At 69.5% G+C, this 13,274-nt stretch carries 13 protein-coding genes and 1 pseudogene; 8 read left to right on the plus strand and 6 right to left on the minus strand.

The annotated features are described in order from the left end of the window. Positions 1–115: 115 nt before the first annotated feature. The 3 genes and pseudogenes from ACFYO0_RS19055 to ACFYO0_RS19065 all read left to right on the plus strand — a co-directional run. Positions 116–1,177, plus strand: a pseudogene (locus tag ACFYO0_RS19055) (family 43 glycosylhydrolase); the annotation flags it as partial. Positions 1,178–1,216: 39 nt separating this feature from the next. Beyond that, the gene (locus ACFYO0_RS19060) at positions 1,217–1,993 is read left to right on the plus strand and encodes a glycoside hydrolase family 43 protein (RefSeq protein WP_388677598.1); all 777 of its coding nucleotides are present in this window, start codon (positions 1,217–1,219) and stop codon (positions 1,991–1,993) included. Between the two features lie 60 nt (positions 1,994–2,053). Then, positions 2,054–3,466 (plus strand): RICIN domain-containing protein, encoded by a 1,413-nt coding sequence (locus tag ACFYO0_RS19065; RefSeq protein ID WP_388676953.1) that lies wholly within the window; start codon positions 2,054–2,056, stop codon positions 3,464–3,466. 9 nt (positions 3,467–3,475) lie between these two features. Here ACFYO0_RS19065 and ACFYO0_RS19070 read toward each other — a convergent pair whose 3' ends face one another. Continuing rightward, complete coding sequence (locus tag ACFYO0_RS19070; RefSeq protein ID WP_388676956.1) at positions 3,476–4,456, minus strand: polyprenyl synthetase family protein; 981 nt, start codon at positions 4,454–4,456, stop codon at positions 3,476–3,478. A gap of 198 nt (positions 4,457–4,654) precedes the next feature. On the opposite strand from ACFYO0_RS19070, the gene ACFYO0_RS19075 reads away from it, so the two are divergent. Then, complete coding sequence (locus ACFYO0_RS19075; RefSeq protein WP_388676958.1) at positions 4,655–5,740, plus strand: rhamnogalacturonan acetylesterase; 1,086 nt, start codon at positions 4,655–4,657, stop codon at positions 5,738–5,740. A gap of 201 nt (positions 5,741–5,941) precedes the next feature. Beyond that, a complete protein-coding gene (locus tag ACFYO0_RS19080; protein WP_388676960.1) occupies positions 5,942–7,699 on the plus strand; it encodes a DUF2264 domain-containing protein in 1,758 nt (585 codons plus the stop codon). Here ACFYO0_RS19080 and ACFYO0_RS19085 read toward each other — a convergent pair. Then, positions 7,644–8,180, minus strand: coding sequence for a hypothetical protein (locus tag ACFYO0_RS19085; RefSeq protein ID WP_388676962.1), 537 nt, complete (start codon positions 8,178–8,180; stop codon positions 7,644–7,646). The genes ACFYO0_RS19080 and ACFYO0_RS19085 overlap by 56 nt on opposite strands. 148 nt (positions 8,181–8,328) lie before the next feature. Between ACFYO0_RS19085 and ACFYO0_RS19090 the strand changes: the two genes are divergently transcribed. From ACFYO0_RS19090 to ACFYO0_RS19100, 3 genes are all read left to right on the plus strand, one after another. Continuing rightward, positions 8,329–8,580, plus strand: coding sequence for a hypothetical protein (locus ACFYO0_RS19090; protein WP_388676964.1), 252 nt, complete (start codon positions 8,329–8,331; stop codon positions 8,578–8,580). After that, the gene (locus ACFYO0_RS19095) at positions 8,577–9,341 is read left to right on the plus strand and encodes an isocitrate lyase/phosphoenolpyruvate mutase family protein (protein WP_388676966.1); all 765 of its coding nucleotides are present in this window, start codon (positions 8,577–8,579) and stop codon (positions 9,339–9,341) included. Before ACFYO0_RS19090 ends, ACFYO0_RS19095 begins: the two co-directional genes overlap by 4 nt. Positions 9,342–9,413: 72 nt before the next feature. Further along, positions 9,414–9,836 (plus strand): NUDIX hydrolase, encoded by a 423-nt coding sequence (locus ACFYO0_RS19100; protein WP_388676968.1) that lies wholly within the window; start codon positions 9,414–9,416, stop codon positions 9,834–9,836. An 18-nt stretch (positions 9,837–9,854) separates the two neighbouring features. Here ACFYO0_RS19100 and ACFYO0_RS19105 read toward each other — a convergent pair whose 3' ends face one another. The 4 genes from ACFYO0_RS19105 to ACFYO0_RS19120 all read right to left on the minus strand — a co-directional run bounded on the left by ACFYO0_RS19105 (position 9,855) and on the right by ACFYO0_RS19120 (position 13,250). Continuing rightward, positions 9,855–10,592: a hypothetical protein gene (locus ACFYO0_RS19105; RefSeq protein ID WP_388676971.1), complete on the minus strand. Its 738-nt coding sequence runs from the start codon at positions 10,590–10,592 to the stop codon at positions 9,855–9,857. Between the two features lie 16 nt (positions 10,593–10,608). Then, complete coding sequence (locus tag ACFYO0_RS19110) at positions 10,609–11,937, minus strand: hypothetical protein (RefSeq protein ID WP_388676973.1); 1,329 nt, start codon at positions 11,935–11,937, stop codon at positions 10,609–10,611. 198 nt (positions 11,938–12,135) lie between these two features. Next, positions 12,136–12,720: a WHG domain-containing protein gene (locus ACFYO0_RS19115; RefSeq protein ID WP_388676976.1), complete on the minus strand. Its 585-nt coding sequence runs from the start codon at positions 12,718–12,720 to the stop codon at positions 12,136–12,138. Positions 12,721–12,773: 53 nt separating this feature from the next. Then, entirely contained in the window at positions 12,774–13,250 is a 477-nt protein-coding gene (locus tag ACFYO0_RS19120; RefSeq protein ID WP_388676979.1) for a serine hydrolase domain-containing protein, read from the minus strand. Positions 13,251–13,274 lie beyond the last annotated feature (24 nt).

A 13,274-nucleotide genomic window follows, 5' to 3' on the forward strand; every position in this document is an offset into this window, starting at 1 on the left:
GACTTTTTCTAAGCTCCCGACCCGTTGACCTCTTCGTAACACACCCTTACCGTTTCGGCGTTCGGAATGGCAGATACCGTTCGAAATTTCGAATGGCCCAGTGTGAGGGAACGACATGAGCCGCCTTGACGAGAGCCCCGACATCCCGAGCCGCAGACTCGTGCTGAAGGGCGCCCTCGCCGCGGGCGCGCTCACCGCCGTGCCCGGAATCGCGGAGGCCGCCACCCCGGACGCCACCGGCGCGGGCTCCTCGTACGTCAACCCGCTCGTCCGCAACCGCGCCGATCCGCACATCCACCGTCACAGCGACGGCTACTACTACTTCACGGCCACCGCTCCCGAGTACGACCGGATCATCCTGCGCCGCTCCCGCACCCTGCGCGGACTGACGAAAGCATCCGAGTCCGTCATCTGGAAGAAGCACGCCACTGGAGACATGGGCGCGCACATCTGGGCGCCGGAGATCCATCACATCGACGGCAAGTGGTACATCTACTTCGCCGCCGCGCCCGCGCACGACATCTGGGCGATCCGTATCTGGGTCCTGGAGAACGCCAGCCGCAATCCCTTCGAAGGGGAGTGGACGGAGAAGGGCCGGCTGAAGACGGCCTGGGAGACCTTCTCCCTCGACGCCACCACCTTCACCCACGGCGGCACCCGCTACCTCTCCTGGGCGCAGCACGAGCCCGGCATGGACAACAACACCGCGATCTGGCTCTCCGAGATGGCCAATCCGTGGACGCTGACGGGCCCTCAAGTCCGGCTCACCACACCGGAGTTCGACTGGGAGACCATCGGGTTCAAGGTCAACGAGGGCCCGTCGGTCATCGAGCGCAACGGCCGCGTCTTCATGTCGTACTCGGCGAGCGCCACCGACCACAACTACTGCCTCGGCCTGCTGACCGCCGACGCCGACAGCGACCTCATGGACCCGGCGAGCTGGTCCAAGTCGCCGACCCCGGTCTTCACCAGCAACGACACCACGAAGCAGTACGGCCCCGGCCACAACAGCTTCACCGTCGCCGAGGACGGCCGCACCGACGTCCTCGTCTACCACGCCCGCCAGTACAAGGAGATCGTCGGCGACCCGCTGAACGACCCCAACCGCCACACCCGCATCCAGAAACTGGGCTGGAAGCCGGACGGCACACCCGACTTCGGCATCCCCGTCGCCGACGCCCGGGTCCGCGAGCCGAAGGCGACCACCCGCTACACGATGACGGCCTTCACCAACAGCAGCGAATCCAACCTGTACGTCTACGAGTCCGCGGACGCACTGGCGTACAACCTGCTGAAAGGCCCCGCCTACACCCCGCCCACCGGCCTGATCCGCGACCCGTCGATCATCAAGCACACGGACGGGTACTACTGGATCGTCTACACCACCAACTGGACCGGAAACACCATCGGGTTCGCGCGCAGCAAGGACCGCGTCAACTGGTCCTCCGTCGCCAACCACACGCTCCCGACCCCCGGCCTGGCCCGCACCTGGGCGCCCGAGTGGTTCGTCGACGCGAACGGCAGCGTCAACGTGATCGTCTCGCTCGACACCACGAACAACCACGTCTTCCGGCCGCACCTGCTCACCGCGACCAACTCCTCGCTGCGCAACTGGTCGGTACCGAAGCCCCTTTCGGGCCTGGACGACTCCAACTACATCGACACGTTCATCGTCCGGCACGGCGGCAAGTACCACGCGATCACCAAGCAGGAGACGACCAAGTACCTGGAGTACGCGGTCGCCGACCGTCTCGCCGGGCCGTACACCTTCCTCGGCAAGGACGACTGGACGGGCTGGGGCAGCTGGCGCGAGGGCCCCGCGCTCGTACGGCTCGACGACGGCGGCTGGCGGATCTACTTCGACGGCTACGCCGAGAAGAAGTACTACTACAGCGACAGTCTCGACGGTCTCAAGACCTGGACCCCTATTCGGCAAGTGCCCCAACTGACCGGCTTCGCACGTCACTTCACTGTTCTGAGGGAGAGTGTCTAGATGCCACATGCTGGGACAAGACGTGCCGCAACACGACGTGATGGAGCAGGGCGTGCTGGGATGAGACGTCTGTACGCGATCCTCGCCGCCCTCGCTCTCGCGGTCGCCGGAGCGCTCGTGACCGCGGGCCCGGCCCAGGCGGCGCCCCAGACCATCACCAACGGCACGCAGTTCACCGACACTTCGGGCAACTCCTTGCACGCACACGGCGGCGGGGTCATCAAGGTCGGCTCGTACTACTACTGGTTCGGCGAGCACCGGAACTCCGACAACACCTTCCGGTACGTGTCGGCCTACCGCTCCACGGACCTGAAGAACTGGGAGTTCCGCAACAACGTCCTGACCGAGGCCACCGACCCGGAGCTGGCGACCGCCAACATCGAGCGGCCGAAGGTCATGTACAACGCGGCCACCGGCAAGTACGTGATGTGGATGCACAAGGAGAACGGCGTCGACTACAGCGAGGCCCGTGCCGCCGTCGCCGTCTCGGACACCGTCGACGGCGACTACACCTGGCAGGGCAGCTTCCGCCCGCTGGGCCAGCACATGTCCCGTGACATCACCGTCTTCACCGACACCGACGGCACCGGCTACATGGTGTCCGCCGCCCGCGAGAACTACGACCTGCACATCTACCGGCTGACCAGCGACTACACCGGTATCGCCGCCCTGGTCGCCGACCCCTGGCACGGCGGCCACCGCGAGGCTCCCGCCCTGTTCAAGCGCAACGGCGTCTATTTCATGCTGACTTCGGGCGCCACGGGCTGGAACCCCAACCAGCAGCAGTACGCGACCGCCACCTCGCTCGCCGGCCCATGGACGGCGATGCGGAACATCGGCGACTCGACGACGTACGGCTCGCAGACCGCGTACGTCCTTCCCGTGCAGGGCAGTTCGGGCACCTCCTATCTCTACATGGGCGACCGCTGGGGTAACTCCTTCGGCGGGACAGTCAACGACTCGCGGTACGTCTGGCTGCCGCTGGCCTTCTCGAACTCCACCACGATGTCCATGTCCTGGTATCCGGAGGTCACCATCGACACGGCCGCCGGGACGATCACCGGTCGGGGCGGCCCGTACGAGACGCTGACCGCCCGGCACAGCGGCAAGTGCGCCGACGTCCCCGACCAGTCGATCGTCGCCGGCGCCCAGATCAAGCAGTGGACCTGCAACGGCGGCGGCAACCAGCGGTTCTGGTTCAAGGACCTCGGCAACGGCCATGTCCAGCTGATGGCCCGTCACAGCTCGCTGTGCCTGCGGGAGAACGCCTCCAACGTCACCCAGGAGGCCTGCTCCACCTCGGTCACCACGCAGCAGTGGTCGGTCACCACGTCCGGCGGTTACGTCACGCTGAGGTCCCGCGCCAGCGGCGAGTGCCTCGACGTGAACGGCGCGTCGACCGCCGACTCCGCGACGATCATCACGTACGCCTGCAATGGAGCGGCCAATCAGCAGTGGGCGCGGGCCAGTTGACGCTCACGCTCAGTCCGTCCGGTGGAGGAGGGGTTCGGCCGACTCCTCCACCAGGCGGTGCAGCACCGGTACGTAGTTTCCGTCGCCACCGAGTTCGGTCAGGAGGCGCGCGGCTTCGTCGCGGAAGCGGTCCAGATCTGCTCGGTACCGCTGAAGAACGGCGGGCGCGAGAAGGACAGCTGTGAGTTCCGACCGCGCTTTCTCGGAACTTCTCGCGGCGGCGTGCAGGTCCAGGAGACGGTTCCTGGACCGCGGTGACGCGTTCTCGAGGGCACAGGCGAAGAGGTAGGTGACCGTTCCGTTCCGCAGGTCCTCATTGCGGCCGGAGAGGATGTCCTCCTGGTCGTTGAACAGCTGCCACAGGATGCCGAAGACATCGCCGAACTCACGCCACATCCGTATTCGTTCGTGTTCCGCGCCGGCCAATATCGCACCCATCGCCGTGATCATGCCGAAGGGGGCCCCGGATTTACCTCGGTACGTCGCGACCACCGAGTCCCGCGTGGCGTCGCCGGCATGTCGGCGAAGATCGCTCAGCTGGCCCTCGGTGCCGACGATTGCGCAGGTCACGAGCTCGGCTGTCAGGGCGCTGCGCACCGAGTCGGGAACCTGTTGCGACTGGATGATGTGCAGGGGGAGGGCGTTACCGCTGATGATCGACGCGAGCAGTGCCTCGTTCTCACCGATTTCCAGCGAAACGCTCGCGGCTTCCCCGTCCGCCAAATCGTCGAGATAGCACGCGGAAGTCCACCACAGCACATGGATCGCGGACAGCGGAACAGCCGGTCCGGGATCTCCCGTCTCGGCGCCATGCACCAGGAGCGGCAGCACTTGCAGGGGATACCTGAACGTCTGGTGCTGAAGCAGTCGGGTGACCGCGTCCTTGACAGCGGTCGCGGAGGGGCCGAGTCGTTCGACGCCGGCTTTCATCTCCGCGTCGATATCCGAGGAGAACTGCCGGTACAGGTCCAGATATGAGGCTGAATTCACTGTGACTTCCCTTTTGTCGTGTCGCCTGAGGTCCCGATTCGAACACTCCGAAACGTGGGCCGGCCAGGGCGCCTTCCAGTCGCGGCCGGTTTCTTTCCGGTGGTACGGAATCGAGATGCCGCCCGCCTCTAGAAAGCGCTTGCCATCGCGGGGTACGGTCCAGCGACCAGGAGAAGTCGACCTGTTGAAGGAGCCGCGTTGAGACGCACCCTGATCGCCGTGCTGGCCACGCTGACCGCTGCCACGGCTCTGTCCGCCACCCCGGCTTCGTCCGCCACCCCGGCGCAGGCGGGCGCCCGCGGCGCGGGCCTGGAGAACTGCACCGCGACGGTCTGTCACTTCGACGTCGCGCCCGGTACGTACGACGTACACGTCCGGCTGGGCGGCGACACCGCGGCGGATACCGGCATCACCGGCGAGACCCGCCGCACCCTCCTCCCCGAGACGGCCACGGCAGCGGGTGAGCGCGTGGCCCGCAGCTTCACCGTGAACGTCCGCAGCCCTGAAGGCGAACCCACCGGCCCCGACGGCACTCCCGGCCTCGACCTCGTCCTCGGCGGCTCGGCCCCCGCACTGGCCGGCATCCGCGTCACCCCGGCCCTCCCCCACGCTCGAATTCGCTCGCGCGGGGGGACCCCCATCGCCCGCCAGATCTTCCTCGTCGGCGACTCCACCTCCTGCGACCAGCCCGGCGCCCCGTACTCCGGCTGGGGCCAGCAACTGCCCCAGTACCTCCGCAAGGGCCTGTCGGTCGCCAACTACGCGGACTCCGGGGAGAGTACGGTCAGCTACCTCGCCAACCCCGCGCTCTTCGGGACCGTTCAGCCACTGATCCGCAAGGGCGACCTGGTCCTCATCCAGCTCGCCCACAACGACAAGCAGACCGACGAGGCGACGTATCGCGCGAACCTCGAAACGCTTGTCGCCGGCGTACGCGACCGGGGCGGCCGGCCAGTACTGCTCACGCCCATCGTCCGCCGCTGGTTCAACGCGGACGGCACCCTCAACAACGACACGGCGCTCCTGGTCAACGGCCTCGGCGTCGACCACCCCGCCGTCGCCCGCTCGGTGGCCGCCGCGCACGACGTACCGCTCATCGACATGACCGCCAGGACCAAGGCCCTGGTGGAGTCGCTCGGCGTGGAGGCATCCAAGGCGCTCTACCTCTACAACGAGAAGCGGGACAACACCCACACCTCCGCGCACGGCGCGACCGTCTATGCGGACCTCGTCCGCGACGAGCTGGTCGCCCAGCGCCTGGTCCCCAGGGGCCTGGTGAGGTGACCCAAGACCCTGGGGCGTCCCGACCGGAACCGGGGCGCCCCAGGTACCTCAGCGCTCCGCTCGGAGAGCAGTGATCAATACGCGGACGGGGGCTGGTCGCGCCCACGCGGCGGAGCCGTGAATTGCCACACCCCGCGCCCCTGACGGGGCGCGATACTGCACCGGAACTCATCAAGGCCGCCTAGACAGGAAGCACCAGCCATGCCCGCAGGCGTTCCCGAGGACGACCGCACCCTCAGCCCGTACACCGGCTACACGCGCGCCCACTGGGAGGTGGCGGCCGACTCCCTGCTCGCCGCCGTGGAGCCCTACGCCTCCGAGGACCGAGCCCTCTACCACCTGCCCGGCGACCGCGAGAGCTGGTCGGGCCGCCTGTCGGACGGCCTGGAGGGATACGCCCGTACGCTCCTGCTGGCGGCCTTCCGCCGCGACGAGCAGGCCCTCGCGCGCTACGCCGACGGGCTCGCCGCCGGAACCGCGGGAGTCTGGCCGCGTATCGGGGACCACAGCCAGCCCCTCGTCGAGGCCGCCTCCATCGCCCTCGCCCTGCGCCTGACCCGCCCCCTCCTGTGGGACCGCCTCGACGACGGCGTACGGCAGCGGGCGGCGGCCTGGCTCGGCGACGCACTGACCGCCGAACCCTGGCCCTGCAACTGGGAGTTGTTCCCGGTGACGGTCGGCGGCCTCCTGGCGGAGATCGGCTACGAGGCCGAGGCGTCGCGGGCGGCGATCGACCGCGGCCTCGAACGCATCGAGCAGTGGTACGTCGGCGACGGCTGGTACACCGACGGCGACGGCCGCAAGTTCGACTACTACAACGGTTGGGCGATGCACCTGTACCCGGTGCTGCACGCCTGGCTCGCGGACGACACGCGCCTGCTCGACCTGTACGGCGGCCGGCTGTCGGCCCATCTCGAGGACTACGCCCGCCTGTTCGGCACCGACGGCGCCCCCATGCACCAGGGCCGCTCACTCACGTACCGCTTCGCGACGACCGCCCCGCTGTGGCTGGGCGCTCTCACGGGGCGTACGCCACTGCCTGCGGGGGAGACGCGACGGCTGGCGTCAGGCGCGCTGAAGTACTTCCTCGACCGGGGAGCCGTCGACGACCGAGGCTTGCTGACCCTCGGCTGGCACGGTCCCAACTCGGCTGTTCTGCAAGGCTATTCGGGACCGGCGTCCCCGTACTGGGCGAGCAAGGGCTTCCTCGGTCTGCTTCTCCCCGCGGACCACGAGGTGTGGACGGCGACCGAGGAGCCCGGCCCGGTGGAGCGGCAGGACGAGGTGCGGCCGGTCGGCCCGCCCAACTGGCTGCTCCAGTCGACCAGTTCGGACGGCCTGGTCCGCCTCCACAACCACGGCAGCGAGGACGTCCGCTACGACCCGTACTACACGCGACTCGCGTACTCGACGGTTACGGCGCCTTCGGAGGCGTACGACAACAGCGTGATCGTCGACGAGGACGCGAGCCGAACGCGCATCGAGCCGTTGGGAGTCGGCGAGGGATGGGTGGCGTCGCGGCACGAGGCCGGGGCCTCTGCGCGAGTCACGAGCCTGGTCGTGGCGTCCGGCGCGGTGGAGGTACGCGCCCACCTGGTGACGGGCGCGCCTCCCGGAACCCCCGTGCGGGTCACGGGCTGGTCGACGGGGGCGGGGCGGGTCGGACAGGACGGGCAGCACGGCCAGGAGGGGCTACGGGCTGAACTCCTCCCGGCCTTCGGCCTGTCGGGCACATCCACCCTGACCGGCGTAACGGGCGAGGAACCGACGTTGTTCGTAGCCCTCGCCCGCCTCACCGCCGAGTCGGACCCCCTCCCGCTCCAGGCCCTGGTGTCCGTGGAGGTGGAGGGGGCGTATCAGGTGCGCGTCCGCTGGGCCGACGGCCCCGGGACGCGTTTTCGGTTCAGCGCTTCAGACGGGCGATCCGCAGGGTCTTCGTGGTCGGTGACGCCCCTGTGAGTGCCGTCGAGTAGGACGGCGTGACGGGCGCGTACGCCCAAGTGAGGGAGCCGTCCGCGAGGGTCGAGAGCGCGGCGGCCGTCTCCTTCCACTTGTTGCTGTCGGAAACGCGGGTCATCGGCGCGAACCCGTCGTTGTGCGCGACCAGCCCGCCGACCTCCTTGGCGCCCTTGACGACCGTGTCGGAGCCGGAGCGCTTCCCGGCCTTCGTGAGCGGCGTGACGTGAATCCCGTCGGACGCGGGCCAGGCCACCCGGAGGGTGCCGTTCGGCGCCACGGCGGTCGCCGTGCGCGTCCACTCCCGGGTGTTGTTGTAACCCGCCGACAGATAGGGGAACTCGGCGGGGAGATTCACCGTGGTGTTCGTGATGGCGAGGCCGTCGGCGGCCTTCGGCGCGGGGTTCGCCGTGGCGGTCGCGTACCACGCACCGGTCAGCACGACGGCAGCCGCGAGCGAACCCACCATGGGCTTGCGGGCCACTCGGCGCCGGCGGTGCCTTGTTGTGGGCGTTACGGATGTTGCGGGTGTCATGCCTCCGAGTCGCCGCCGGCCGGGTGGAGGTTGCCGTGCGATCGAGGTTCGGAACACTTCGGCCGGCACCGAAGTGTTCCGCTTCTAGCGTTGCGCTATGACCGACGACCGGATCTACACCCCCCATAAGGCGATCCGTGGGATCGCCGACCATCGTGTCGACCACCTGGCCGTGTCGGAGCCCCGAAGTCGGCTGACGCGGCTCGCTCGGATCTGGGCGAAGCGGCTCGGCACCCTGACCCCGGAACAGCTCGACCACTCTCCCGGCGACGGCTGGACCATCCGTCAACCGGCCTTCCACCTCACGAAATCCACGTACTGCGCCGACGCGGTGGGTGACCTCTCATGACCGCCTTCGCCGACCTCCACCACCGGAACGCGCCCCTGCTTCTGCCCAACGCCTGGGACCACGCCTCGGCGGCGGCCCTCGCCGCGCAGGGCTTCGAGGCGATCGGTACGACCAGCCTGGGAGTCGCCGCCGCGGCCGGACTGCCCGACGGCGCGGGCGCCACCCGGGACGCGACGCTGGACCTGGCCCTGCGGCTCGGGCAAGGGCCGTATCTGCTGTCCGTGGACGCCGAGGGCGGCTTCAGCGACGACCCGGACGAGGTCGCCGAGGCCGCCCGCGAACTCGCCGCCGCCGGAGCCGTCGGCATCAACCTGGAGGACGGTCTCGGGTCCGTGCGACGGCACGCCGCGAAGATCGCCGCCGTGAAGGCCGTCGTGCCGGGCCTCTTCGTGAACGCCCGCACGGACACGTACTGGCTGGGCGATGGCGACGAGCAGGAGACGTCCCGTCGCCTCCATGCCTATCAGCAGGCAGGCGCCGACGGCGTGTTCGTCCCAGGACTGACCGACGCGACACGCATCGCCGCCCTCGTGAGGACCCTCGACGTCCCCCTCAACATCCTCTACTCACCGTCCGGCCCGACCGTCACCCAGCTCGGCGACCTCGGCGTGCGCAGGGTCAGCCTCGGCTCCCTGCTGTACCGGCGGGCACTGGGCGCGGCGCTGGAGACGGCCGCCGACATCCGGGCCGGGCGCACGCCCAGCGGCAGCGCCCCCGCATACCACCAGGTGGAGGCGCTGAGCCCGCGCCGAGAGGGGTGAACCTGGTACGGTTATAGCTTTCGTGGGTACGTAGCCCTGTGGACTCCGACCGGCAAGGGACCGAGGAAAACCATGGATATGGACGTCCCCGGCGACAAGCGACTGGCCGCCGCCGTTGTGATGCACGAAGGGCGTGTCCTGCTGGTGCGGCGTAGTGAGACCGAGCGGTTTCTGCCCCGGGTGTGGGGTGTGCCCTGCGGGAAGCTCGAACCGGGGGAGAGCCCTCAGGACGGCGTTCTGAGGGAGTTGAAGGAAGAGACCGGGCTTCTCGGCGAGGTCGTCCGGAAGGTCGGCGAGTCGTCGTTCGTGAGTGAGTATCGCGGGCACGAGGTCAAGAACTGGCAGGACAACTTCCTGGTCAAGCCCCTCTCCCGGCACATCACGCTGCCCGAGCCCGACCAGGCGTACGCCTGGTTGAGCCCGGCCGAGCTGAGCAGCGTCGACATCGACGAGTACAACCTGGACATCGTGCGGCAGGCGCTCCAGCGGCCATGACCGGGGCACAGGCGCCCGTCAGCACCTGAGCAGCTCCGTCAGTGTGGCGAGTTCGCTCAGATACTCCTCCACCCTCAGTGGCACCTTCGGCACCGCGCCCGGATGCGGTCCCGCCGCCGTGAACACATCGGTGTGCCGCCGTCGCCCGCTGCCCGTCTCCAGGAAGAGCGTCACCGTCGGCTGCGCCGTCTCGGTCCACGCGCGGTGCAGGGTGTGGGCGGGGAGAGCGTAGGTGCTGCCCGCCGCGTACTGAGCCACGTGCGTCAGACGCAGCCGGGACGGGCCCGCGGGCTCAAGAAGCCAGTCGGCGGCGGTCTCGGACAGGGACTCCTGGTAGCGGTCCGCCTCGATTCCTCCGTCGGCGTCGCCCGCGATGCGCACGGGCGCGTACAACTCCATCGTCAGCTGCCCCCGTACGACATAAGAGGCAAGCGGGGAACGGTGGTTGTGGATGTCCTCCTTACCGACCGCGCCGCGGCCGGCGTGCCACAGGTGGGCGCGCAGCATGTGGTGCGGACCGCCGTCGATGAGCAGGAGCTTGTCGAAGCCGAGGACATGGCGGTACGAGAGCCGGGCGCAGCCCTCCGGATCGCCCTCGCCGGAGGCGAGTTCGGCGGTCAGTTCCAACAGCCGGTCGGGGGAGCCGAGTTCGGCGATGACGGAACGGGCCGCCAACACCCTTTCGTGCTCGGGCAGTTCGCCGTCCAGTGCCTCGGCAAGGAGTCGCCTCGCCGCCTGGACCTGCCGACCACCCATGCACGCTCCCTCCGACTCAGCCATGCGGCTGGTACATCCATACGGCATGACCGCGCAGCGCCGAAAGACCTTGATAGGTCATCCACATGGGACGGCGCAGCTCACTGGTGGTGTCCTCGCGGGGCCAGGTCCATATGCCGTCCGTCTGCGCGGCCCATACGGCGGTGGCCGCGCCGTCCAGCCGCTCGCGCCACTCCGCCTCCAGGCCGTCCTCGCGCGCGATGTCGCGGGCGCCCGGAGTGAGCAGGGCGCGGACGACCCAGGAGGCGGTGAAGTGCCGTACGTTCAGGACCTCGTGGCGTGAGGGATCGTCGGAACGTGGCCTGCGGACCTCCTCGCGGAGGCTGGACAGGTCGAGACAGGAGTCGTGCGGGGCGTCCGTGCAGGCCAGCAGCCAGCGGACGCCGTCCTCGCGGGCGGCGCGCGCGCCCGCGCTCTCGCCCAGGACGCGGGCCGCACGGTCAAGGGCGACCACGGCCAGCGAGGTGTGCAGCGGGGACGGCGGGCCGTGCAGGGGCGCGAGGCGGTAGCTCCAGCAGCGGCGGTGCTGGCGGCGCGGGTCGGTGACGGCGCCGTCGACGAGGGCCTCCTGGAGCACCGGCAGTACGTCCGAGCGGGGCGCGGCACGCAGCAGGCCGCGCAGCACGGTCGTCACGACATGTGTCAACTCACGCCCGGTGCGGTCGAGTTCGAGAGTGAAGCCCGACTCGCAGCGCGCCACCTCCGCGGCCACCCGAGCCGGTTCCGCACCGGCTCTGGCCAGTGCGCCGAGCACCAGCGCGGTCACCTCGGGCCGGGCCACCGTCCCCTGCGAGCGCGCCGACCAGCCGCCGTCCGGCAGGCGCAGCCGCCACAGCGTCTCGACCAGGTCGCCCGTGCTCAACCGCCCGTCGGGGACACCGAGATCAAGCGCGATGTGCAGCCCGTACGCCGTACCGACCGGCGTCGGCCGGCCCGCGCTCTCGCCGAGCGAATGCGGCCAGCCGGTGAGCCGCCCGCACCCCGGATCGTCGACCACGCAGAGCTGCTCGGCGAGAGCGTCGTACGCCGACGAGAACAGCTGGGGGAGCGGTCCTGGCCCGGACAGCGACGCAGATCCCGCGGTGAACGGCCCGGTCCCGGCAGGCGCGCGTTCTGACCGGGCCCGCAGCAGCTCCGCCGCCAGCCAGGCCGCGAGCGCCGTACCGAGTCCGGCGACCCCTGCGATCGCATACCGTGCGGCCTGCCCGTCGATGCTGTCCGGCAGCAGGCCGAACAGCGCCTGGAACACCGCGTAACCGGCGGCCGCGCAGCCGAAGCCGCCCAGCCACCGTACGAAACGCGGTGGCCGGGGACCGTCCGGCACGGGCGGCACGGGATCCGTTCTCAACGGCCCCCGTCCCAGCTGCTGTTGAGTCAAGGCGCGCTCCCTCCCCAGGGGCGGCACATGTGGGTCATGGCGAAGCTTCCAGTCTAAGTGGTCAGTGGGACGGCTGGTGTTGGGACCGGAAGCACTCTCTCCATCGGTGACACATCGGTGATACCCGGGTGATACCCGGTGGCTTCAGGAAGGCTTCCTCTCCTGACGGGGCCAGTGCTCCAGGAGTACGTGCAGGGCGTCGAGGGCCCGTTCCCAGGACGCCTGTACGTCGCGTGGGGCGCTGAATCCGCCACTGGCCTCGAGGCTGCAGTAACCGTGGAAGGTGCTGCGCAACAGGCGTACGGCGTCCGTGAGATCGGGCTCCGAGAGCCCATAGCCGCGCAGCATTCCATATGTCACCTCGGCGGTCCGCCGCAGCACCTCGGACTCGGCGACCACGGCAGGGTCGATCCGGATCTGCGTGGCCGCGTACCGTCCGGGGTGCTCCAGCGCGTACTCACGGTAGGCGCCGGCGAACGCGACCAGCGCGTCCTTCCCGGCCCGCCCGGCCACGGCGAGCTCGATCCGCTCGGTCATCTCGCCACCCGCCAGCAACGCGAGCCGCGTGCGCAGTTCCTGCACGTTCTTGACGTGTGAGTACAAACTGGCGTCCTTCACGCCGAACTGCCGCGCCAGCGCGGTGACGGTGAGCTTCTCGAACCCGACCTCGTCGGCGAGATCGGCGGCGGCTGCCACGACACGGTCGGTCGTGAGCCCGACTCGGGCCATGGGTGGTTACCTCCGTAGGAACGCTGCCTGGTGCGTCTAGGCAAAGGCCCAATCTACATAGGGAGGAAGGTGTCGAAGTCCGTGCAGCAGCACGGCTTCCAGCGTCTGGACGCGGTGGCGGTCGTCGGTCGGCCGACCTGCGGGCGTCGGCGACGCGGGGGGGGGCGCGTGTGCGGGCACCGCGAACCAGGCGTCGAGGTCAAGTGCGGGCCGCACCACGTCGGACGCCCGTACTCGGTCCAGCAATTGGCGACAGGTTCGTCGAGCCCGGTGCGCCCCCTGCGGACGGCCGTCAGGGCTGCGAGCGCGGCGAACGCTTTCGACAGTGAGTAGGGCATGACCAGTGTGTCGCTCTGCCAGGGGCGGTTCCGTCCGGCGTCGGCCCATCCGCCGTTGAGCCGGACGACCTCGCGGCCGTCCCGCCAGACCGACAGCCCCGCCCCCGTCTCCCGGCCGTCGGCCACCAGCTCCTCGAAGACCCGGCGCACCGCCTCGAATCCGTCCTCCGCGTACCCCTCCACCCGCGCCATGTCTGTCTCCCCTCGTCCCGTGGT

It is taken from the genome of Streptomyces sp. NPDC006365 (assembly GCF_042870755.1).
Classification (GTDB): domain Bacteria; phylum Actinomycetota; class Actinomycetes; order Streptomycetales; family Streptomycetaceae; genus Streptomyces; species Streptomyces xiangluensis.